Raw genomic sequence first — 22,586 nt, forward strand, 5'->3', positions numbered from 1 at the left:
TAATCTATTGCAACCTATATACTATTTACCTTCGGAGGACAGCCTGTCTTGACTTGATAAGCAGCCGGATTCTTTAACCGTTTCATAAAAATAGAATCTTAAGCTTCCATAAAATCATACGGAGACAGTCCTTTCATTCCTACCATAGGATCTGCTGTTTCAATGTCTTCATTATGGGATTCTTCTGGCTTGCTTTCAGCAGGAACTTCAAGTGTTCCTTCCGCAAGCTTCGCGCGTAATGTAGTTAGACGGGCTGCATCATCTTTTCTTTCCACTCCAAAACGAAACGCTTCTTCTTCTCCACACATGATTAAAAATCGTTTGCTCCTTGTAATGGCAGTATAAAGTAAATTACGACGAAGCATACGATAATAGCTTTTTACCACAGGCAAAATAACAATGGGGAACTCACTTCCCTGTGATTTGTGGATGGAGCAGCAAAATGCATGCGTAATCTGATTTAAATCCTGACGGGTGTAGGTTACCTCCACCCCATCAAAAGAAACCAGCACCATATCTTGTTTTTCAGTATTTTCTTTTGCATAAAATATCGAAATAACTTCACCCATATCTCCATTAAACACGTGACTCTCCGGCTGATTGACAAGCTGCAGAACTTTATCGCCAATCCGATAAACAATATCTCCCCATTTTAGCTCTTTTCTTGACTGATCAGGATTCGGATTCATTAACTCCTGCAGCACTTTATTCAGTCTGTCTATACCCGCAGGTCCTCTGTACATCGGCGCTAGTACTTGAATGTCTCTTGCGGAATATCCTTTATTCATAGCATTTGTCACAACTTTACCCACAACTGCATCCATTTGTGAAGCATGGCAGGCAATAAATGATCGATCAGCATGCTGTTTTCTTAGGTCCTGTGGAAGCTTGCCTTCTTTCATCTGATGGGCTAATTCAATAATGGACGACCCTTCCTCCTGCCTGTATATATCCGTTAATTGCACAGTAGGTACGAGCTTTGAATGAATAAGATCCTGAAGAACCTGCCCCGGACCAACAGACGGAAGCTGATCCTGATCGCCAACAATAATTACCTGCATCGTGTCGGGAACTGCCTGCAAAAGCTGATTTGCCAGCCAAGTATCCACCATCGACATTTCATCCACGATCAAAAGCTTGCCTGAAACTAAGCGTTCTTCGTCATCTTCCAGTTCTTCCTGACCTGTAAAGCCGAGAAGCCTGTGGATGGTCATGGCTTTTAGTCCTGTTGATTCAGACATACGTTTAGCCGCACGGCCAGTCGGAGCTGCCAAAACGATGGGGAAAGGTTCTTCGCTCCCATATGCATCAGCGTCCAGAGACACACCATGAAGTTCTGAATAGAGCTCTACAATCCCCTTAATTACTGTCGTCTTTCCGGTTCCGGGTCCGCCTGTTAAAATCATAACAGATGAAGTTAATGCTGTTTGAATGGCTTCCTTTTGAGAAGGGGCATACGAAACTCCAAGCCGTTCTTCAAGGCTGCCAAGCGCTAGCAGAAACTCAGATTCAGGGAATTGATCCTCATACTCCTTATGAGACAGCAGCCGGTTGATATTGGTGACAAGGCCTTTCTCAGAAAAATAGAGAGAAGGCATATAAATGCGTTTTTCTTCTCCTATAACTTTGCCTTCTTCATGTAGTTCAATCAGTTGGTTTGAAATATCCGCGTATTCTATTTGTTCAGGCTGATGTTTTTGCAGCAGATCTTTTACTTTTATTAGCAGGTCTTTGGATTGTGCATACACGTGACCTTCCTGCAGGGAAAGCTGCTGCAGGCAAAATAAGCATGCTGCTTTTATCCGGTCCGGATGTTTACCCGATAACCCCAGATGTCTGCCCAGTTCATCAGCCTTGCCAAACCCTACACCTTCTACATGGTAAACAAGCTGATAAGGATTTTTCTGAAGAATTTCAAGAGTGGCTTCCTGGTATTGCTGATAGATCTTCATCGATAATTGCGGACCAAATCCCCAGTCATTTAAATGAACCATGATGCGCTCAAGGCCCTGATGTTCAATTAATACGTCATAGATATGTTTTGCTTTTTCCTGAGAAAGCTTAGGAACCTCTTGCAAAACCGACTCATCATTCATTATCTTTGAAATCGCTTTTTCTCCCAGTGTATCCACAATCTTTTCTGCTGTTCTTTTTCCAACACCTGAGAAAAGATCACTTGATAAATAATGAACGATTCCCTGTTTGGTCTGCGGGATATCTTTTTTAAAGCGATCCGCAAGAAACTGCATGCCAAACCGAGGATGCTCTTTAAATTTGCCATGAAAAATATATGTGTCCTCGTCCTGCATTTTAGGAAAATGACCTGTTACAACTGCCTCTTTTTCTTTATTTGCTGTGTTCGTTTCTTCGACGCGCACACGCACCACAGAATACATATTATCTTCATTGTGGAAGATCGTTACGATATGCCTGCCTTTTATGTAAGGCTCCTCTTCATTAAATAAATCCATGGATTCATTGCCCATCAGGTATTCCCCCTGCTCTTAACCCTTAGACTCCAAAGCCTGTCTCATAATTTCCCGTCCATTCAGCGCTAAATAGTGATCCGGCTGAGCGGCTATCGCCTGTTCAAAACAGCTTAATGCTTCCATTGCATCTTCCTGAAAACCAGCATACGCGACGCCAAGATTATAAAGTGCATCCGCATGCTGATCATTAAGGCGAACGGCATGTTTAAGCTGTTCAATTGCTTCATCAGCTATTTCAAGCTGTGCAAGTGCCAGTCCATATTGAAAGTGTGCTTCAGCATCATTCTCAGAAAGCTCCACTGCCCGCTGCAAATAAGGAAGAGACAGCTTTACTTTTTCCTCATTTTTCAAAGACATGCCAAGCATAAAGTACACGTCTGAATCATTTACTCCTTTTTCAAGCGTTTTCTCATATAAACGGGCACTTTCCGAGAATCGCTCTTCGTTATAGTACAAATTCGCAAGGGAGTAATACGCGAGACCTGCTTCTTCATTTAATACAATCGCTTTTTGAAAAAAGCGTTCTGCTTTTTCCGTTTCATTCATTTGAGCCAGTACATTGCCAAAATTGATATAAGCCGTTTCATCTTCAGGTTTTTCTTCAATTGCCTGATTTAAAAGTTCTATGGCTTCCTGGTATTCACCATCTTGCAATTTTTTTATCGCTTGTTCATTTAGGTTCATTTTACGTTCATCTCCTGCTAGTTAAAGGTTTCTGTTTTCCACTTAAATCATCGATATATTCTTTGTGTTGCTGCTGTTTAAAGCATGTGTTAACAGCAAAACATTTCAGTGTGAAAAAACTAGATACTGGTTAAAAGTATAACACACGCGGTCATATGAAGAGAAAAAAAGGAATGCTGCGGGATCCTTTTATGTTTTCCCCGTTTCGGAGCAAAAGCAAAAAGAGTTCCACTGCATTCCTTTCTTCAGCCTACATATTCCAACTGTTTCTGTTCTTTAAAGATTTTATCAATCGTTCCTCCGCCGAGACATTCATCTCCGCTGTAAAAAACGACAGCTTGTCCGGGCGTTATCGCTCTAGTTGGTTCGTCAAACACTACTTCTGCCTGACCATCGCTTTTGATATGCACCGTTACACCATGATCTGACTGACGGTAACGGAATTTAGCAGTACAACGGAAAGTGCCTTCCGGGTCTTTTAATGAAGTCCAGCTGATATCTGAAGCGATTAGTGAGTGAGAATATAATGCTTCGTGATCAAAACCCTGACCGACAAACAGCTGATTTTTTTCAAGATCTTTCCCGAGAACAAACCATGGTTCTCCGGAGCCTCCGATTCCAAGTCCGTGTCTTTGGCCAATAGTGTAATACATTAAGCCGTCATGTGAGCCGACTTTTTCCCCTTCCATTGTCACCATTTCACCGGGCTGGGCTGGGAGATATTGACCTAAGAATTCTTTAAAGTTTCTTTCTCCAATAAAACAGATTCCGGTACTGTCTTTTTTGGCGGCAGTAGCAAGACCTGCTTCCTCAGCAATCTTCCGGACTTCTTTTTTATTTATTCCGCCGATTGGAAACAGCACTTTAGAAAGCTGATGCTGGGTAAGCTGATTTAAAAAATAGGTCTGGTCCTTGTTTTCGTCCAGTCCACGGAGCATTTTAATCTCGCCTTCCCGTTCTTCCACTTGTGCATAGTGACCCGTTGCCAGGTAATCTGCTCCAAGCTTTAAAGCATGATCCAAAAAGGCATTAAATTTAATTTCTTTGTTGCACATCACATCCGGGTTCGGTGTTCGTCCTGCTTTATATTCTTCAAGAAAATACGTAAACACCTTATCCCAATATTGTTTTTCGAAATTAACCGCATAGTAAGGAATTCCGATTTGATTGCATACACGGATCACGTCGTTGTAATCCTCCGTTGCCGTGCATACTCCCGCATCATCTGTGTCATCCCAATTCTTCATGAAAATACCGATCACATCATAGCCCTGTTCCTTAAGCAGAAGAGCAGCTACAGAAGAATCGACACCTCCTGACATTCCTACGACTACACGTGTATCTTTCGGTGATTTCTTCATTTTTTTCACCACTTTATCTATTATTTCATCACACTCAATTTATTGTTTTAAGCGATTCACGATAAGAGCAATTTGATCCGCTATCATTTCAGCATCTTCTATGGTACTACCCAGTCCGAAGCTGAAGCGAATTGAATTTGATAAACGTTCATCATTTTTTCCATACATTGCTGAAAGAACATGCGATGGTTCAAGGGATCCTGCAGTGCAGGCAGAACCGCTTGAAACCGCAATACCAGCCAAATCTAAATTAACAAGCATCGCTTCGACATCTGTCCCGGCAATGCTTAAGTTTAGCACATGGGCAAGCGTGCTCTCAAGAGATCCGTTTACTTTATAGGACACCTGTTTTTCATTCAGCTCATCCAGTAAACGATCTTTAATCGCTTGCAAATGAACTTTTTTTTCTTCTCTTCCCTTAAGAGCCAATTCGGCTGCCTTGGCAAAAGAAGCCAGGGCAGGGATGTTTTCAGTGCCTGCTCTTCTTTTTCGTTCTTGTTCACCGCCAAGCAGCCCGGGTGAAAGAGGAATTCCATTTTTCACATAAAGAAAACCGACCCCTTTAGGTCCGTTGATTTTGTGAGCGGAAACAGAAAGCATATCTACTTTCAGGTCCTTCACATGTATTTCTTCCAATCCGAATGCCTGTACAGCATCGGTATGAAAAGTTGCCTGATGAGTTTCTAAAAGCTCTGCGATTTCACGGATAGGCTGAATAGATCCAACCTCATTATTGCCATACATAATAGAGACCAAAATGGTATCTTCGCGAAGAGCCTTCTTTAGCTCCTTAATTGAAATAACGCCCGTTTCATCCACATCCAGAAACGTCACCTGAAACCCTTGCTGAACGAGAGCTTCGCAAGGATGAAGCACAGCATGATGCTCTATTTTTGTTGTTATTATATGGCGGCCCTTATGTTTTAGCGCGTTAGCAGTGCCAACAATCGCGAGGTTATTTGATTCTGTTCCGCCACTCGTAAAAATGATTTCATTAAAATCAGCACCAATACTGGCTGCAAATTGACTTCGCGCCTCATCAAGAACCTGACGTGACCTGCGGCCGACAGAATGAATACTCGATGCGTTTCCATAATGCTCAGTTAAAGTATCTGTCATTACTTTTACAGCCTCGGGATGCATCGGTGTCGTCGCTGCATGGTCTGCATAAATTCGATTCACTGTATGTCCCTCCAGTTTTAAATATAAAACATATACCCGTCCGATTCACCTGTATCGGTGTAATTTGCCAAATCATCGATCGTTGTATGATCAAGTACATCTTTCACAGCATCCCTGATCCGCATCCATAATTCCCGCTGCGGAGGAGCTTCGTTTTCTATTCCTTCAACCGGAGAAATGGGACCTTCAAGTACCCGGATAATATCTCCTGCTGTAATTTCATTCGGTTCTTTTGCAACGATATATCCGCCATAAGCCCCTCGAATGCTCTTAACATATCCAGCATTTCGCAAAGGCGCAATTAATTGCTCTAGATAATGCTCTGATAAATCATGTGTTTTAGCGATCGCCTTTAAAGAGGTTGGTCCCTCTCCGTGCCTCTTCGCCAGCTCAATCATAATGGTTAAGCCATAGCGGCCTTTTGTTGAAATTTTCATGACTAGATCCACCTCTGCCCCTCGATGTTTAACTTTTGATAGTATAGCATAGAACTGCAATCGTTGGCATTTCATCTGTATTGCTACTATGATGAGTAATAAGAGAAATCATTACTAGTATGGAGTGAGCATATGAGCATCAAACCTTTAGCTTTTCGTATGAGACCCAGAACCATAGATGAAATGATTGGACAGAGCCACCTTGTTGGAGAAGGGAAAATTATTCGCAGGATGGTTTTAGCTAAACAGTTGTCGTCCATGATTTTATATGGTCCTCCAGGTATTGGAAAAACATCTATTGCTTCCGCTATTGCCGGAAGCACTCAGTATGCTTTTCGCACCTTGAATGCCGTAACAAATAATAAAAAAGATATGGAGATAGTCGTTCAGGAAGCAAAAATGTCCGGTAAAGTAATTTTGCTGCTTGATGAAGTTCATCGCCTTGATAAAACAAAACAGGATTTCCTGCTCCCCTATCTTGAAAACGGGATGATAACGCTCATCGGTGCTACTACAAGCAATCCTTATCATGCCATTAATCCCGCCATTCGAAGCAGATGTCAGATTTTCGAGCTGCATCCTTTATCACCAGAAGATATGAAGACAGCGATTTTAAGAGCATTGGAAGATCAGGAGCGGGGCTTGGGAAAACAAAGGGTGAACCTTGAGAAAGAAGCGCTGGAGCATTTTGCACAGGGCAGCAATGGAGATGTCAGAAGCGCACTGAACGGCCTTGAACTTGCCGTGAGATCTACCGAAAGTAAGGATGACTACATAACTGTCACGACAGAAATCGCAGAGGAGTGTCTTCAGAAAAAAAGCTTTTCTCATGATAAAGACGGGGATGCTCACTATGACGTGATGAGCGGTTTTCAAAAATCAATACGGGGCAGTGACGTTGATGCATCTCTTCACTATTTAGGAAGGCTGATTGAAGCAGGTGATTTACCGACCATTGCCAGAAGACTTCTTGTCATTGCCTATGAAGATGTCGGGCTTGCAAGTCCTCAGGCTGGACCTAGAACGCTTGCAGCAATTGAGTCTGCTGAACGTCTTGGTTTCCCGGAAGCGAGAATCCCGCTCGCTAATGCTGTCATCGAGCTTTGCCTTTCACCAAAATCCAACTCAGCTATAAGCGCAATTGATGCAGCGCTGAGTGATATTCGAGCCGGGAAAAGCGGAATAGTGCCAGACCATTTGAAAGATGCTCATTATAAAGGAGCAAAAGAAATGGGCAGAGGGGTTGAGTACTTGTATCCCCACAGCTATCCGACCGGATGGGTAAAACAGCAATACCTTCCTGATTCTTTAAAAAATGCATCTTACTACGAACCCAAAACCACCGGGAAGTTCGAACAGGCATTGAAGCAGATTTATGAAAAAATGAAGTAGCAAGCCAGTCTATACAATACAAAATCCCGGCTGCAAACGATGGTTTGCAGCCGGGATTTTTTTACTGTTCACTGATGAACTATTCGAATAGCTTTAAGCGGCAATATCTCGTTTAGTAAAGACGGTAAACGCCAATGCCACAAAAATACTGAAGTAAATCACAATCATGATAATGGAGAATGTCATGGTCATGCCTTCTACAAGCGGCATTCCCATTTCATACATTGAAAGGTTCGTATTGGCAAATAAACTGTATTTAGCCCAGTCATAATACATGGCAATAAATCCTGTAGCTGTTCCACCGACAAAATAGAGAAACAAGCTAATGCCAATTGCAAGCGAGCTATTTCTAAATACGGCCGAGATCATAAACGCCATCGTTGTTAAAAGAATAACATCCAGTGAGTTATACAAATAGATTTTCATCAAATAAGGAATCATATTGCTTTCCGTTACTTCTCCATTTGAATAAGTCAGCTGAACTGCTGAACCTGCATCAAAGAAAATAACTCCTAAAATCAATGACAATACTGTTAAGATTCCAATTAGGGAAAGTCCAAAGGTTGCAACTGTCAAAAGTTTTGATAAGAGAATTTTCCAGCGTGCAATTGGACGAATCATTAATAGCTTGACCGTTCCCCATGAAAACTCACCGGCAACAATACCTGATGCCACAATAATGGAAAATAATCCGACAAGTGCAATCATAAATGAATTATTTTCAAGATACGTCCACATAGAGCTGGCATCATTAGGAGCGATGTCATTGTCAAGGCGATACTCATTTATTGCAAGAGCTCCTTCTGCACTGGGGGTATAAAAACCTTCTTCACCTGATTGAATCGTCATTTGAATTTGTTCGTTTTCAGCTTCAAGAGCCTGTCGCCACTCGTCACCATCTGTATTAAAGGTAGAGTTAATAAAAAGCGTAATGACAGCGGAAGCAATGACGGCTAGAATCAACAAACCAGCCATCACATATGTACCAGGGCGATGCAGAATTTTCATCCATTCATTGCGAATCAAGTTACCCATGTTTCACCATTCCTCCCTCAGACGTAACCTCCAGGAATCGGTCTTCAAGTGTTTTTGTTGCCGGAGAAATGCCGTACACATCAATATTTTCCGCCACACAAAAACGAATCAGCTCCGGTATTTGTTCTTTGGTCATATCAATAACAAGCGATTGCTCTACTACCTCAACCGTCCATGATGAATGATGCATCAGGACCTTCTCTTTCACTTCATGCGGTTCTTTTACTTCAAGTTTGAATAGCTTGCCTTCTGTTGAAACGAAATCATCCATAGATTGTACATCAATCAATTTCCCATTTTGTATGATCCCGATCCGGTCACACATCATTTCCATTTCTGATAGCAAATGACTTGATACAATAACAGCCATATCCCGTTCCTTTGCTAAACGTCTTATGTAGTCACGTATTTCACGGATGCCTGCGGGATCAAGACCGTTTGTAGGTTCATCCAGAATCAAAACCTTCGGATCATGCAGAAGACTTTGAGCTATTCCAAGCCGCTGGCGCATTCCAAGAGAGTAGGTCTTCACTTTTTCATGAATTCTCTTTTCAAGCCCAACCAGCTTAACCACTTCATCAATTTTCTCTTTTGAGATCCCCTTGTACATTCGTGCATAATGAATTAAATTCTTATATCCAGATAAAAACTTATACATTTCTGGATTTTCCACGATGGCCCCTACATGCTGGACTGCTCCTTCAAAATCCGTTTTAATGCTTCTGCCTTCTATCAGGACATCACCATCAGTCATTTTCATCAAACCAACAATCATTCGGATAGTGGTCGTTTTCCCTGCTCCATTTGGTCCAAGAAATCCAAAAACTTCCCCGCCATATACATCAAATGAAACCTTATCAATGATGGTTTTTCCTTTAATTACCTTCGTTACATTTTTCAATTCTACAATCGATTTTTTCGTCATGCCTTCCCTCCTGTTTTTATGTATTTAAATTTCCTCTGTCATGTAAAGTACGTTTGGGTTGGAAGAAAGTTTCAGATAAAATACCATTTTATTTGAAAAAGATACGTCGACACCTTGCTTTGCTCGGGCTGAAACGATAAAAACCAGCCCAGAGTGCCTGAGCTGGTTCACAGATTATTGTACACGTTTAATCATAATATCTTTTAAAAGTGTATTAATGACATAGCTTGCAGCAATCAATCCTGCTACTGAGGGAACAAATGCATTGGAGGATGGAGGCATTTTGGCTTTTCTTATGACAGCCTCGTCATTACCCACTGTTTTTCTGACTTCTTCCCGAATGATTATAGGACTTTCATCTGAAAAAACGACTGGTATTCCTTTTGGAATGCCATCTTTACGCAGCTGTTTTCTAATAATTTTTGCTAAAGGATCCGTATGTGTTTTTGAGATATCAGCAATTTGAAAACGGGTTGGATCCATTTTGTTTGCTGCTCCCATACTTGAAATGATGGGAATATTCCTTTTCAGGCATTCTTTCATTAAATGAATTTTATAGGATATCGTATCGGATGCATCCACGACAAAGTCAAGGCCGTAGCTGAAAAACTCCTCAAACGTTTCTTCCGTATAGAACATTTTTAATGAAATTACTTCACAGTCCGGATTAATATCTTCAATTCTGGTTTTCATTAAGTCAGCCTTGGGCTGTCCTACTGTAGAGAGCAGCGCAATCACTTGGCGGTTTACATTCGTAATATCGACATCATCTTTATCTACGAGAATTAAGCGGCCAACTCCGCTTCTAGCAAGCGCCTCTGCTGAAAATGAACCCACACCGCCTATGCCAAGGACCGCGACTGTTTTACCTTTAAGGAGATCAATTCCTTCAGATCCGATGGCCAGTTCATTTCTTGAAAATTGGTGAAGCATCGTAAATCAACTCCAAATCAGATTATCATAACGGACTTAAGGATAGCTTATTTTACTTGTTAAATCAATCAGCTAAAGCTTACATCCAGGAATGTTGACAAAATAAAAAACCGCCTACTTATTTCGGCGGTTTTAACGTATGTAGGTATTGGCAAATCCCAATCGTGCCGTCTCTTTGGATATCTATTGTTTTGAACCCGCTCTCAGCAGGTGGGTGCCCTGTTTTCTGCTTAATGCGTCCTCGCAAAAGGCATGCACGGTGCAGAAAAACGCAGGCTCCCAATAATAGAATTGTTCGGTCAAAACGAATTGATGAGATAACGTACACATCAGGACTTGCCTTGTTTTTAAATAATAGCATACCTTTAATTAAAGATCAATCTTGAAAGGTGTAAGTTTATTTATTATTCTGAAGATTTATCGACAGATTTAATTCATCCAGCTGTGCTTCACTTACTTCCCCAGGAGCGTTCGTCAGGACACAGCTTGCACTTGCCGTTTTAGGAAAGGCAATGGTATCGCGCAAATTGGTGCTTCCTGATAATAACATGACAAGTCTGTCAAGACCCAGCGCAATTCCTCCATGCGGTGGTGTGCCGTATTCAAAGGCTTCTAGGAGAAATCCAAACTGCTGATTTGCTTCTTCTTCTGAAAAACCGAGGACGTTAAACATTTTTTCTTGAATCTCGCGCTCGAAAATCCGAAGAGAACCTCCTCCTAATTCATAACCATTCAGCACAATATCATATGCCTGCGCTCTTACAGCTCCCGGGTCCGTCTCAAGAAGCGGAAGGTCTTCCCTTACAGGCATTGTAAAGGGGTGATGGGCAGCATAATAACGCCCTTCGTCTTCTGCATATTCAAGCAATGGCCAATCTGTTACCCATAGGAAATTGTATAATGAATGATCGATTAGACCAAGTTCTTTGCCAAGTTTTAAGCGCAGTGCACCTAAAGAATCTGCAACAACTGATTTTTTATCTGCAGCAAAGAGCAGTAAATCTCCTTCTTGAGCATCTGTTTGAAGGGCTAATTGAGCTTGCTCGTCCGGTCCAAAAAACTTAGCAATCGGTCCGGCAAATCCTTCTGACGTCGTTTTTAGCCAGGCGAGGCCTTTTGCTCCATAGCGGGAAACAAATTCTCCTAAAGCATCAATATCTTTTCTTGAATAGTTGTCTGCTGCGCCTTTTACATTAAGTGCTTTAACTTGTCCGCCGTTTTCAACAGCACTGCTGAAAACCTTGAATCCTGAGGCACCCATTGCCTCAGACAAATCAATTAGCTCCATTTTAAAACGCGTGTCCGGTTTATCAGAGCCATACCGCTCCATTGCCTCGCTGTAAGTGATTCGAGGTAAAGGGAGTGAAATGTCGAGATCTTTTACATCCTTCATCATCGTTGAAAGCATGCGTTCATTTAAGTTCATGATATCTTCCTGGCTCATAAAACTTGTCTCAATATCAATTTGTGTAAATTCAGGCTGACGGTCAGCTCGCAGATCTTCGTCTCTAAAGCATCGTGCAATCTGGTAGTATTTATCAAAACCGCCAACCATCAGCAATTGCTTGAATAATTGAGGCGATTGAGGAAGGGCGTAAAATTCGCCTTCGTGAACTCTGCTTGGAACTAAGTAATCGCGTGCGCCTTCAGGTGTGCTTTTTGTCAAAACAGGTGTTTCTACTTCAATAAATTGATCATCATCGAGAAAACGGCGAATTGATTTGGTAATGCTGTGCCGCACTTTAAATGTCTCGGTCATGACAGGACGCCGAAGATCCAGGTAACGATATTTTAATCGAATATCTTCAGCTACCTCCGATTTGTCTTCAATAGCAAAAGGAGGTGTTTTCGCTTCACTAATAACTGTCACTTCAGAAGCATGAATCTCGATTGTGCCGGTTGTAATATTCGGGTTAATGGTCGCGTTTTCCCTTGCCTGAATGGTCCCTTCAATACTCAACACATACTCGCTTCTTATTGCCTCTGCTTTTTTTAATGCTTCTTCTGAGATAGCAGGATTGAATACGACTTGTATGATGCCTGTTCTGTCACGCAGGTCAATAAAAATCAGACCGCCAAGATCACGACGCTTTTGAACCCACCCTTTTACTATTAATTTTTCGCCTATTGCTGATGCGGGTACTTCCCCGCAGTAAAATGATCGTCCAAACATCGTTTCTCCCCCTTATGATTGCTTTAAGTAATCCACTAGCTTTTCAAATGGTACGTTTTCCTGATGACCCGTTTCCATATTTTTCACAACAATGCTGCCTTCATTCAGCTCGTCTTCTCCCAAAATCGCAACATATTTAGCTTTCAATCGGTCAGCACTTTTGATTTGTGCTTTCATTTTTCGATTCAATGTATCCATCTCTGCGTGCAGATGATGCTTTCTGGCTTTATATGTTAATTCAACTACCTTGTCCTTCGCCTGATCGCCCATCGCTACAAAGTAACAATCCAAAGCAGCCGCAACAGGTAATTGGATGTTCTCAGCTTCTAGTGCAGATAACAGACGTTCAATGCTTAAGGCAAATCCGATTCCGGGAGCACTTGGACCTCCAAGATCTTCAGACAGCCCGTTGTATCTGCCGCCGCCGCACAAAGTAGTGATGGCGCCAAAGCCTTCCGCACTGCTCATGATCTCAAAAGCAGTATGATTATAGTAATCCAGTCCACGCACTAGATTTGGATCCACTTCAAATTCAATGCCCATTAGCGTCAAATAGTGCTGAAGCTTCTTAAAATAAGCAGAGGATTCTTCATTTAAATAATCTGCAAGAGAAGGTGCAGTTGCCATCAGTTCATGATCGCGGTCCTTTTTGCAATCCAAAATCCGAAGAGGATTTTTCTCAAGCCGCATTTGGCAATCTGCACAGAATTCATCAATTCTTGGTTTAAAATGATTAATCAACGCTTCTTTATGGGCGATTCGGCTTTCTTTGTCTCCCAGACTGTTTATGACTAATTTTAGTTCTTTCAATCCCAGACGTTCATATAGCTCCATTGCAAGTGATATAACCTCTGCATCGATGCTTGGATCGTCACTTCCGATGGCTTCCACACCAAATTGAACAAATTGTCTGAAGCGCCCTGCCTGAGGACGCTCGTAGCGGAACATTGGCCCGTTGTAAAATAATTTAACAGGCTGGTTTACCTGGCCGAACATTTTATGCTGAACGAATGAACGAACGACGCCGGCCGTTCCCTCAGGACGAAGTGTTAAGCTTCTTTCTCCACGATCCTCGAAGGTATACATCTCCTTTTGGACGATATCAGTCGTATCCCCAACTCCCCGTTCAAACAATTCTGTATGCTCAAAAAGAGGGGTGCGAATTTCTTTATACTGATATTGCTCGCAAAGTTCCTTAGCGACTTTTTCAATGTATTGCCACTTTTCAACGGTGCCAGGCAGAATATCCTGGGTGCCTCTTGGAATTTGAATGGACATGATTTTTCCTCCTTCAATATTACAAATCATCGTAAAAGACAGACAAAAAACGGTTAAATTTAAACACAAAAAACTCCCGTCCCTTGTCCTAAAACAAGGGACGGGAGTTTGAAATTCCCGTGGTGCCACCCTAATTGAAGCCTAAAAAAGCTTCCACTCAAGGCAGTTAACGCCTGCATACGTCAATTCCTACTAAGACATCTTTTCAGAGTTGAACCTACGGGGTGTTCATTCAATAAGTCGTCATGTAAAACCACTTGCAGCCTAAGGCGGTTTTTCTCTGATCATGCGTGTTCTTATTTACTATTCCCCATCATTGGTTGTTTTACGTTTTGATAATGTAATCAATCATAATAATCCGCAACTTGATTGTCAAGCTAAAATGAATAGACTTTTTATTTGAATTTTCTAATGACGGATTTATTCAATCAGTATAAGATAGAAGGAAGATGAAAATGAGAGGTGTTGTGAATGAAACTATTAATTTCCATTTTAACCAGTGTTCTTATTATCTCCTCTTTTTCAATCCCAGTTAATACTGTCCTTGCCAACAGCGACAGCGCTGTTATTGCTTCGGATCACGTGAATATGAGAGAAGGACCCGGACTTGCATTTGCTACCATTGCAACAGCAAATGAGGGTGATACATATGAGATTTTGGATAAAGAATACGGCTGGCTTAAGGTAAGGTTATCCGGGGGAAAAGAAGGATGGGTCGCAGAATGGCTCACTTTGCAGAATGAAACAGTTCAAGATTCGGCTGGTTCCCAAACAAGAAAGGTCACAGCTGACGAATTAAGGGTTAGAAGCGGTCCAAGTACAGATGAAAGCATCTTGAGTTCTCTTAAAAATGGGGATGACGTTCAAGTTGCTTCAGAGGAAAATGGCTGGGTAGAAATCATTACCAAAGAAAACATTAAGGGCTGGGTTAAGGCGGAGTATCTTTCTTTAGCGTCTGCCGAAAGTGATTTGTCCGAAACTGACTCTTCCGCGAATTCGAATATGGGGACGATATCCGTTGACCGTTTAAATGTCAGAGATGATTTTTCATCTAATGCTGCTGTAATTGGCTCTTTTAACCAGGGCGACACCGTCATAATTATAGATGAGCAATATGGATGGCTTCACGTGGAAGGAAATGGATTGAATGGATGGGTCAGCTCCTCCTATGTGCAAACCAATTCAACATCAGCTCAACCTGATCAGGCCGATTCGATTACGGATGTAACACTGAAAGACTCTGCTGTCACCATTATGGTGGATGCTTTAACTGTCCGGGACGAGCCAAATCATGCAGGCAGTTCGTTAACAACAGTGAACCTTGGAGAATCGTATTCCATTGAAGAAGTATCTGGAGAATGGTATAAAATCAGTTTGTCCTCCGGTGAAAGCGGCTGGATCGCCAGCTGGTATACAGAACCAGGCGGCACCGTCCCATCCGCTGATTCGTCAAGTGAGGAAGGCAGTCAATTGACCGTTTTATATAACGGCTCCAATGTTCGCAGCATGCCATCTGTTCAATCAGAGGTAGTAGCTCGTGTTTATTCCGGTGAACAATTTAAAGCCGTTGCACAAAATGGAGAGTGGCACGAAATTGAACTTAGTGATGGCACTACAGGCTTTATAGCGGATTGGATCGTTTCCTCAGACGAAGCTGCTGCAGAAAATCAGACTGAAGAAGATGTGATTGAAGAAAAAAGTCAGACTGAAGAAGAAAATGTGATTGAAGAAGAAAGCCAGGAAGAGGTACCCGATCAGCCTGCAGTGTCTATAGAAGAGGCCACGATCGTCATTGATGCAGGACATGGAGGGCGGGACAGCGGCGCAGTTGGTGCAGGTGGATCTTATGAAAAAACCCTTACGCTTCGAACAGCTGAGATCTTGTATCATAAGCTTTCGAGTACGGGGGCAACTGTTATTATGACAAGGCAGGACGACAGGTATGTTGATCTGCACACTCGTGTCGCATCTTCAAAGCTAAACGGAGCAGATTTATTTATCTCGATTCATTATGATGCAATTGATGACAGAAGCATTAAAGGCTTTACTACTTATTATTACGGAGATATGGATCAGCCGCTTGCTGAGTCCGTTCACTCCGGCCTTGAAGATCAATTAAATTTACAGGACCGCGGTGTGCAGTTCGGCAACTATTTAGTCCTTCGGGAAAATTCCATTCCGGCGATTCTCCTGGAGTTAGGTTACATTAGCAACCCGACTGAAGAAGCCGTCATAAATAACGATCAGTTCAGGGAAATTGCAGCTACAGGCGTTTATAATGGCGTTGTAGATTATTTTGACTAAACAAGAACCGCACGCAGCTCTATCAGAGTTGCGTGCGGTTCTTGTTTTCTACTAAAAAAGGTGAAAAAACCCCCACTTCAATCGGCTAGTCTGCAGCCGGTATGTGAGGTTTATTCGCCAATTCTTGTTCTTTTGACATTATAATAAAAGTGAAAAAGGGGTTTTGACAGACGAAATCAGCAAAATCCCCCTCTGTAATCGCCCTCTTTTTTTTCGATGTGGTACTAAATTAAGGTGTTTCTACGATTAACGTGACAGGTCCATCATTTACCAGGGATACATCCATCATCGCTCCAAATACCCCTTTTTCCACTACTACACCTTTTTGCTCAAGCAAATCGTTGAATGCATCATACACTTTTTCTGCCACGTCCGGCTTAGCAGCATTCATAAAATTTGGCCGTCTGCCTTTTTTTGTATCACCATAAAGGGTGAACTGTGAAATGGATAAAATCTGCCCTTTTTGATCAAGCAGTGATTCGTTCATTTTCCCGCTCTCATCTTCAAAAATGCGAAGATTCGTTATTTTCTCTGCCATGTATGCTGCTTCCTGCGGTCCGTCTTCATGTGTTACCCCTACCAAAAGAACAAGTCCTGCGTCTATTTGTCCTTTTACTTCACCGTCTACTTTAACAGAAGCTTCTTTACTTCTTTGAACCACTATTTTCATAGCCTTCTCCCTCCAGTCGTTAATTCACTACCCGCTGAACGGAGTAAATATCTGAGATCTGCTTAATTCTCTCCACTACACGCTGTAAATGATTTACATTCTTGATCATAATGGACATATTAATCGTGGCCATTTTATTACGGTCCGTCCGGCCGCTGACAGCTGAAATATTCGTTTTTGTTTCATTGACTGCCTGCAGTACTTCGTTTAACAGTCCACGTCGATCGTACCCTGATATTTCGATATCCACGTTGTATTCCTTTTTATCCTGAGGCGTCCCTTCCCACTCAACGGGAATCAGTCGCGCATTGGCATCATCCTGAATATTAGGGCAGTCCGTTCGATGCACTGAAACACCACGGCCTCTGGTAATAAACCCGATAATTTCATCTCCCGGTACAGGAGAGCAGCATTTGGATAAACGGACGAGCAAATTGTCGATCCCTTTTACCGTTACACCAGCCTCCCGCTTCTTGCGGTGTGAAGGAGGTTTAATATCCGCCATCGCTTTTTCCAGCGTATCTTCTTCATCACGGAGCTTCCGCAGTTTTTCTGTCAAACGGTTGGCAATTTGCACACCCGTAATTCCACCGTATCCTACAGCAGAGTACATATCATCCACGTTTGTAAAATTAAATTTTTCTGAAACTCTTTTTATATTTTCATCTGTCAGAACTTCTTTTGGATTAAATTCAAGCGACCGTATTTCCCGTTCTACGATATCTCGGCCCTTATCCATATTTTCGTCTCTGCGCTGCTTTTTGAAAAACGCTTTTATTTTATGCTTAGCCTGTGACGTTTGAGCGATCTTCAGCCAGTCCTGACTTGGTCCATATGAATGCTTTGACGTCATAATTTCAATGATGTCACCTGTTTTCAGCGTGGAATCAAGCGGAACCATTTTGCCATTCACTTTCGCACCGATCGTTTTGTTGCCGATTTCTGAATGCACACGATAAGCAAAATCAATTGGAACCGACCCAGCCGGCAGTTCCATGACATCCCCTTTAGGAGTGAATACGTAAACCATATCTGAAAAAAGATCAAATTTAAGAGCATCCATGAATTCTTCTGCATCGGAAGAATCCTGTTGGAATTCAAGTATTTCCCGGAACCATGTCAGTTTGTTCTCAACTGATGCTTTGTTGTCTTCACTTACAATTGTCCCCTCTTTATAAGCCCAGTGTGCTGCAACACCAAATTCTGCAATGCGGTGCATATCCGATGTTCTGATCTGGACTTCAAGCGGATCTCCTTTTGGACCAATAACTGTCGTATGAAGAGACTGGTACATATTCGGTTTAGGCATGGCAATATAATCTTTGAACCTTCCAGGCATTGGCTTCCAGCAAGTATGGATGATACCAAGCACCGCGTAACAGTCCTTAATACTCCCAACGATGACTCTAACTGCAAGAAGGTCATAGATTTCATTAAATTGCTTATTTTGCATGGCCATTTTTTTATAAATAGAATAGATATGCTTTGGACGTCCGTAAATATCAACTTCGATATTTACATCTCTGACCTGCTCTTTAATTTCCTGAATAACTGTTTCCACATATTCTTCACGTTCATTGCGTTTTTTCTTCATTAAATTAACGATTCGATAGTACTGCTGAGGATTTAAATAACGAAGAGAAGTATCCTCAAGCTCCCATTTAATCGTTGAAATTCCCAGCCGGTGCGCTAGTGGAGCAAAGATTTCAAGCGTTTCATTTGAAATGCGAATCTGTTTTTCCACCGGCATATGTTTTAAAGTCCTCATATTATGAAGACGATCAGCCAGTTTAATCAAAATCACACGGATATCCTGAGCCATTGCAATAAACATTTTCCTGTGATTTTCTGCCTGCTGCTCTTCTTTGGACTTATATTTTATTTTCCCAAGCTTCGTGACACCATCAACCAGCATCGCCACTTCTTCACTAAACTGCTCGGCCAAATCTTTATAGGAGTAATCTGTGTCCTCCACTACGTCATGTAAAAAGCCGGCAGCGACAGTAGACGGATCCATTTGCAGATTTGCCAGAATACCCGCCACCTGTATCGGATGAATGATATATGGCTCCCCGGATTTACGAAACTGTTCCTTGTGGGCTTCAGCAGCCAGGGCATATGCTTTTTTTACTATATCCACCTGACTATTGTTCATGTAAGTTGATGCAATCACGAACACTTCATCCGCGGTAAGTACTCGATCGTTCGCCATACGCTATATCACCTTTATCGTTTGAAATAAATTTTTGTGTATTGTAACTATTATTAAAAAAAATTGTTCGTATGTAAAGCGATTATGGCTTTTTTCATAGCAAACAGGTTAAAAACAGCTTTTTTCGACATATTCTGTATATAAAAAGAGCCCCGAGTTTGGGACTCCTATCATTTATTAGTATTGCATTAATGTAAGCATATCATATCCTTCTAATTTGTCACGCCCATCAAGGTAGGTAAGCTCAATTAAGAAAGCAATTCCCGCCACAATTCCGCCGAGTTCTTCAACCAGCTTAATGGTTGCCTCAATGGTACCGCCAGTAGCAAGAAGATCATCTGTGATCAATATACGCTGACCCGGCTTAATCGCATCACGGTGGATGGTTAAAACATCTTTACCATATTCAAGTCCGTAATCCACTTTTACTGTTTCACGCGGAAGTTTTCCTTCTTTGCGGACAGGGGCAAAGCCAATACCCAGTGCATAGGCTACAGGACAACCGATAATAAATCCTCTGGCTTCAGGGCCTACTATTAAATCAATATCTTTGTCTTTCGCATATTCTACAATCTGATCCGTTGCATATCGATATGCATCTCCGTTGTCCATCAGAGTGGTAATATCTTTAAATCGAATCCCCTCTTTTGGCCAGTTTTCCACGATTGTTACATACTGCTTTAAGTCCATACCTTTTCTTCCTCCTCAGGTCTCTTCGCCCCGTCTAAATGTTGTTCAAACCAGCTTTTCAGCTGTTGAAAAGACGAATATAACAACTCCTGCTCCAAGTGCACCATTCTTTCTTTTGACTGGTAGGCAGCTGAATGGGATAAATCACGTTTTTGAACAGAATTGTTCACCGTAATGATTCCATCACTTATTGTAACAAATTCCAGTTCAAAAAACACCTTTGTCATAAAATTAATCGTTTCTCTCGTCCACCCTTTGTGAGTGGCAAGCGCCTCACCATTTTTTTGAAGATCAAAAGACTGTCTCTTCTTCAAAAAACCATAATACCAGGCAAAATGATCCCGTTTTGGCAAGCCGGTGAAAAATTGAGGGTCTTCCTGATAAAAATGGACATAAATCCGGGTTGGGGTCCCATTACGAATTAAAGACAAAATCTGTTCCTCTTCCTGTGGAAGATCCAGCAGAATAATTTGTTTGTGATCGATTGAGTGTTCAGCTGCCTGATCAACATTTTCAATTACTGTAATGGCACTGTCCTCTATATATTGTAAGAACGCTTTTTTGGTTTTTGCATCGAATGCAATAAACTGGCGGTCCTCAGGCAATGTTGGCAGCCATCTTTGCGGCTGGGATATTCCCCTTACGTCAAACAGCTGCCAGTCATTTACCTGGATATCCTGCACGAACAACTGGGGCTTTCTGCTATTATTCCACTCATTTATAGACAGCTCCCCTATTACATCCACTTTTGCAAGCGGTGAAATATGGTCGGCAATTTCTCCTAACCCAAAAGCAATCCCATCAAGCACCGACTGTTCTTTTTGCAGCGTAAGTTTTAAATGATTGTGGTTGGCTCCTATTTTTCTGAGGGAACTAACCGATGACTGTTCAATCAGAACTTTCGGTTTTGGGTTTTTCATGCCAAAAGGCGCGAGCAGCTGGACTTGGGAGATGGAATGTAAATCGATCTCTTCTAAAGATACAACTGTATCAATTGTCGATATTGGAACAAAGTCTTCATCAGAAAGTTTCTTTGCTTGTTCATTCAGACGCACTCTCAGCTCGTCAACATGGTTTAAAGAAAGTGTCATGCCTGCTGCCATGGGGTGGCCGCCAAAATGAGGGAGGATGTCCCGATTAAGAGACAGCTCTTCAAACATATTAAATCCTTCAATGCTTCTCGCTGATCCTTTTGCTTTATTGGCATCAGGATCCAGACAGAGCATAATAACCGGACGATAATAGCGATCTACTAATCTTGAAGCGACAATTCCGACTACGCCTGGATTCCAGCCTTCTTTTGCAAGAACGAGCACCCGGTTTTCTTTAAGCGGAAAGGCGGCCTCAACCTGTTCAATTGCTTCTTGCGTAATATCGCTGACTATCGTCTGACGCTCTTTATTTATCTGATCAATTTCCTGCGCAAGTGCTTCCGCTTCTTCTAAATCATTTGTCATAAGCAATTCAACAGCGGGGTCTGCATCAGCAAGTCTTCCAACCGCATTTAAGCGAGGACCGATAACAAATCCGACAGATTCTTCATTCAGCTCAGCTACAGTGGAACCAGCTACTTTACACAGCGCTTGAATTCCTTTTCGCTTCGTTTGACGCAGTTCATGCAGTCCCTTTTTCACAATCAGCCTGTTCTCGTCTTTTAGAGGGACTAAATCGGCAATTGTTCCGATAGCTGCTAAATCGAGCAGATGAACGGGCGGTTTCCCAAGGAGGGCATGAGCCATTTTAAAAGCAACACCCACACCTGCAAGCTCTCTAAATGGATAGTTTCCATTTGGATGATTTGGATGGATGATAGCAAGCGCATCAGGCAGTTCAGGTCCTGGTTCGTGGTGATCTGTAATAATCAAATCAACTCCAAGCTCTTTTAAAACCTGTGCTTCATGGAGGCCTGAGATTCCATTATCCACAGTAATAAGAAGAGAAACACCTTGTTCAGCCGCGAACCGGAACGCATCCTCGTTCGGACCGTATCCTTCAGTGAAGCGGTTTGGTATGTAAAATTCAACATTTGCCCCCATCTCCTGCAATGCGCTCAGCATAACAGAAGTACTCGTCACTCCATCGGCGTCGTAATCTCCATAGACCATAATCTGCTCTTGGTTATCTACGGCTGTTTTAATTCGAGTGACAGCCTGTTCCATGCCTAAAAGCAGAAAAGGATCATAAAAAGACTGGTTTTCAACATATAAAAAAGATTTTGCTTCTTCTACAGCTGTCAGTCCCCGCTTAACGAGTAATTGAGCTACAACAGCTGGAATTTCAAGAGCCTCTTGTAGTGTACGCACATGTTCTTCATTTATTGGATGGATGTTCCATCTTGTCTTAGATTGTAACATTTTATCACCTCTTTAGCGTTCTTCATTATACAGGAGGTTTGGCAGGTATTCAATGAGCCATGGATACTCCTTTCCATATAAAAAAACAATGGAGAAAGAAAGCTCCATTGTTTTTGGTGTGCTTATTCTTACTCTCCTGAACCATCAGGAGCTATTCGATGATAATCTGTGCGTGATGGCAGCGGTTCGCTTTGATTTTCTTCTGCTTTTGCCAGCTGCTCGTTCAATTTCAGATTTTCGTTTTCAAGATGCTTTACTTTTCGCTGAGTAACAAATAATCGGAATAAGCCAACAGATCCAATAATTAACCCGCCCATTAAAACCGAGCCTAAAATAACCAGGATCAGCGGTATTTCTGTTTCTGCAAAACCGAAGTTAACAGAAACCGGATCTACGTTTATAACAGCAAAAATTGCAACTAAAAGGGCAAAAATGATTCCTAAAATCAAAATCCACTGAAACTTCAT

Annotated in this window: 17 protein-coding genes, 1 other RNA gene and 1 other annotated feature; of the genes, 2 read left to right on the forward strand and 16 right to left on the reverse strand. The window is 42.0% G+C overall.

Going from position 1 to position 22,586, the window contains the following annotated elements; all coding sequences use genetic code 11:
* Positions 1 to 98: 98 nt before the first annotated feature.
* The 5 genes from recD2 to cymR all read right to left on the reverse strand — a co-directional run bounded on the left by recD2 (position 99) and on the right by cymR (position 6,153).
* Positions 99 to 2,486 carry an SF1B family DNA helicase RecD2 gene (gene recD2 / locus KR50_RS13255; protein WP_041059571.1) on the reverse strand — a complete coding sequence of 796 codons (2,388 nt, stop codon included), beginning with the start codon at positions 2,484 to 2,486 and terminating at the stop codon, positions 99 to 101.
* Between the two features lie 18 nt (positions 2,487 to 2,504).
* Positions 2,505 to 3,173: a tetratricopeptide repeat protein gene (locus KR50_RS13260; protein WP_041059574.1), complete on the reverse strand. Its 669-nt coding sequence runs from the start codon at positions 3,171 to 3,173 to the stop codon at positions 2,505 to 2,507.
* Between the two features lie 245 nt (positions 3,174 to 3,418).
* Positions 3,419 to 4,555: a tRNA 2-thiouridine(34) synthase MnmA gene (gene mnmA / locus KR50_RS13265; protein ID WP_269746095.1), complete on the reverse strand. Its 1,137-nt coding sequence runs from the start codon at positions 4,553 to 4,555 to the stop codon at positions 3,419 to 3,421.
* A gap of 18 nt (positions 4,556 to 4,573) precedes the next feature.
* The gene (locus KR50_RS13270) at positions 4,574 to 5,716 is read right to left on the reverse strand and encodes a cysteine desulfurase family protein (protein ID WP_041059579.1); all 1,143 of its coding nucleotides are present in this window, start codon (positions 5,714 to 5,716) and stop codon (positions 4,574 to 4,576) included.
* Positions 5,717 to 5,733: 17 nt separating this feature from the next.
* Positions 5,734 to 6,153, reverse strand: coding sequence for a cysteine metabolism transcriptional regulator CymR (cymR, locus tag KR50_RS13275; protein WP_041059583.1), 420 nt, complete (start codon positions 6,151 to 6,153; stop codon positions 5,734 to 5,736).
* A gap of 132 nt (positions 6,154 to 6,285) precedes the next feature.
* Between cymR and KR50_RS13280 the strand changes: the two genes are divergently transcribed.
* Complete coding sequence (locus KR50_RS13280; protein WP_041059586.1) at positions 6,286 to 7,545, forward strand: replication-associated recombination protein A; 1,260 nt, start codon at positions 6,286 to 6,288, stop codon at positions 7,543 to 7,545.
* 93 nt (positions 7,546 to 7,638) lie between these two features.
* Here KR50_RS13280 and KR50_RS13285 read toward each other — a convergent pair whose 3' ends face one another.
* From KR50_RS13285 to hisS, 6 genes are all read right to left on the reverse strand, one after another.
* A complete protein-coding gene (locus KR50_RS13285) occupies positions 7,639 to 8,580 on the reverse strand; it encodes an ABC transporter permease (protein ID WP_041059589.1) in 942 nt (313 codons plus the stop codon).
* Positions 8,573 to 9,505 (reverse strand): ABC transporter ATP-binding protein, encoded by a 933-nt coding sequence (locus KR50_RS13290; protein WP_041059592.1) that lies wholly within the window; start codon positions 9,503 to 9,505, stop codon positions 8,573 to 8,575. The genes KR50_RS13285 and KR50_RS13290 overlap by 8 nt, the downstream gene beginning before the upstream one ends.
* 174 nt (positions 9,506 to 9,679) lie before the next feature.
* On the reverse strand, positions 9,680 to 10,438 hold the full coding sequence (locus KR50_RS13295; RefSeq protein ID WP_041059595.1) for a tRNA threonylcarbamoyladenosine dehydratase: 759 nt from the start codon (positions 10,436 to 10,438) through the stop codon (positions 9,680 to 9,682).
* 151 nt (positions 10,439 to 10,589) lie between these two features.
* Positions 10,590 to 10,777: non-coding RNA, 6S RNA (ssrS, locus tag KR50_RS18330), on the reverse strand.
* 58 nt (positions 10,778 to 10,835) lie between these two features.
* On the reverse strand, positions 10,836 to 12,611 hold the full coding sequence (aspS, locus tag KR50_RS13300) for an aspartate--tRNA ligase (RefSeq protein WP_041059598.1): 1,776 nt from the start codon (positions 12,609 to 12,611) through the stop codon (positions 10,836 to 10,838).
* A 12-nt stretch (positions 12,612 to 12,623) separates the two neighbouring features.
* Positions 12,624 to 13,889 carry a histidine--tRNA ligase gene (hisS, locus tag KR50_RS13305; RefSeq protein WP_041059601.1) on the reverse strand — a complete coding sequence of 422 codons (1,266 nt, stop codon included), beginning with the start codon at positions 13,887 to 13,889 and terminating at the stop codon, positions 12,624 to 12,626.
* 93 nt (positions 13,890 to 13,982) lie between these two features.
* Positions 13,983 to 14,215, reverse strand: a binding site (T-box leader).
* A 145-nt stretch (positions 14,216 to 14,360) separates the two neighbouring features.
* Between hisS and KR50_RS13310 the strand changes: the two genes are divergently transcribed.
* Complete coding sequence (locus tag KR50_RS13310) at positions 14,361 to 16,193, forward strand: SH3 domain-containing protein (protein ID WP_041059604.1); 1,833 nt, start codon at positions 14,361 to 14,363, stop codon at positions 16,191 to 16,193.
* A gap of 229 nt (positions 16,194 to 16,422) precedes the next feature.
* Here the strand turns inward: KR50_RS13310 and dtd are convergent, their stop codons facing one another.
* The 5 genes from dtd to KR50_RS13335 form a co-directional block, all read right to left on the reverse strand.
* Positions 16,423 to 16,863: a D-aminoacyl-tRNA deacylase gene (gene dtd / locus KR50_RS13315; protein WP_041059609.1), complete on the reverse strand. Its 441-nt coding sequence runs from the start codon at positions 16,861 to 16,863 to the stop codon at positions 16,423 to 16,425.
* A 19-nt stretch (positions 16,864 to 16,882) separates the two neighbouring features.
* The gene (locus tag KR50_RS13320; RefSeq protein WP_041059612.1) at positions 16,883 to 19,075 is read right to left on the reverse strand and encodes a RelA/SpoT family protein; all 2,193 of its coding nucleotides are present in this window, start codon (positions 19,073 to 19,075) and stop codon (positions 16,883 to 16,885) included.
* Positions 19,076 to 19,252: 177 nt separating this feature from the next.
* Entirely contained in the window at positions 19,253 to 19,765 is a 513-nt protein-coding gene (locus KR50_RS13325; protein WP_041059614.1) for an adenine phosphoribosyltransferase, read from the reverse strand.
* Positions 19,756 to 22,119 carry a single-stranded-DNA-specific exonuclease RecJ gene (gene recJ, locus KR50_RS13330; RefSeq protein ID WP_041059624.1) on the reverse strand — a complete coding sequence of 788 codons (2,364 nt, stop codon included), beginning with the start codon at positions 22,117 to 22,119 and terminating at the stop codon, positions 19,756 to 19,758. Before recJ ends, KR50_RS13325 begins: the two co-directional genes overlap by 10 nt.
* A gap of 128 nt (positions 22,120 to 22,247) precedes the next feature.
* Positions 22,248 to 22,586: a LapA family protein gene (locus tag KR50_RS13335; protein WP_041059628.1), complete on the reverse strand. Its 339-nt coding sequence runs from the start codon at positions 22,584 to 22,586 to the stop codon at positions 22,248 to 22,250.

It is taken from the genome of Jeotgalibacillus campisalis, from assembly GCF_000829515.1.
Taxonomy (GTDB): Bacteria; Bacillota; Bacilli; order Bacillales; family Jeotgalibacillaceae; genus Jeotgalibacillus; species Jeotgalibacillus campisalis.

Bases quoted from the DNA above. Each gene is read 5' to 3' on its own strand.
- recD2 (WP_041059571.1), bottom strand. From the start codon at position 2,486: ATGGGCAATGAATCCATGGATTTATTTAATGAAGAGGAGCCTTACATA.
- KR50_RS13260 (WP_041059574.1), bottom strand. From the start codon at position 3,173: ATGAACCTAAATGAACAAGCGATAAAAAAATTGCAAGATGGTGAATAC.
- cymR (WP_041059583.1), bottom strand. From the start codon at position 6,153: ATGAAAATTTCAACAAAAGGCCGCTATGGCTTAACCATTATGATTGAG.
- KR50_RS13280 (WP_041059586.1), top strand. From the start codon at position 6,286: ATGAGCATCAAACCTTTAGCTTTTCGTATGAGACCCAGAACCATAGAT.
- KR50_RS13285 (WP_041059589.1), bottom strand. From the start codon at position 8,580: ATGGGTAACTTGATTCGCAATGAATGGATGAAAATTCTGCATCGCCCT.
- KR50_RS13290 (WP_041059592.1), bottom strand. From the start codon at position 9,505: ATGACGAAAAAATCGATTGTAGAATTGAAAAATGTAACGAAGGTAATT.
- KR50_RS13295 (WP_041059595.1), bottom strand. From the start codon at position 10,438: ATGCTTCACCAATTTTCAAGAAATGAACTGGCCATCGGATCTGAAGGA.
- aspS (WP_041059598.1), bottom strand. From the start codon at position 12,611: ATGTTTGGACGATCATTTTACTGCGGGGAAGTACCCGCATCAGCAATA.
- hisS (WP_041059601.1), bottom strand. From the start codon at position 13,889: ATGTCCATTCAAATTCCAAGAGGCACCCAGGATATTCTGCCTGGCACC.
- KR50_RS13310 (WP_041059604.1), top strand. From the start codon at position 14,361: ATGAAACTATTAATTTCCATTTTAACCAGTGTTCTTATTATCTCCTCT.
- dtd (WP_041059609.1), bottom strand. From the start codon at position 16,863: ATGAAAATAGTGGTTCAAAGAAGTAAAGAAGCTTCTGTTAAAGTAGAC.
- KR50_RS13320 (WP_041059612.1), bottom strand. From the start codon at position 19,075: ATGGCGAACGATCGAGTACTTACCGCGGATGAAGTGTTCGTGATTGCA.
- KR50_RS13325 (WP_041059614.1), bottom strand. From the start codon at position 19,765: ATGGACTTAAAGCAGTATGTAACAATCGTGGAAAACTGGCCAAAAGAG.
- recJ (WP_041059624.1), bottom strand. From the start codon at position 22,119: ATGTTACAATCTAAGACAAGATGGAACATCCATCCAATAAATGAAGAA.
- KR50_RS13335 (WP_041059628.1), bottom strand. From the start codon at position 22,586: ATGAAGTTTCAGTGGATTTTGATTTTAGGAATCATTTTTGCCCTTTTA.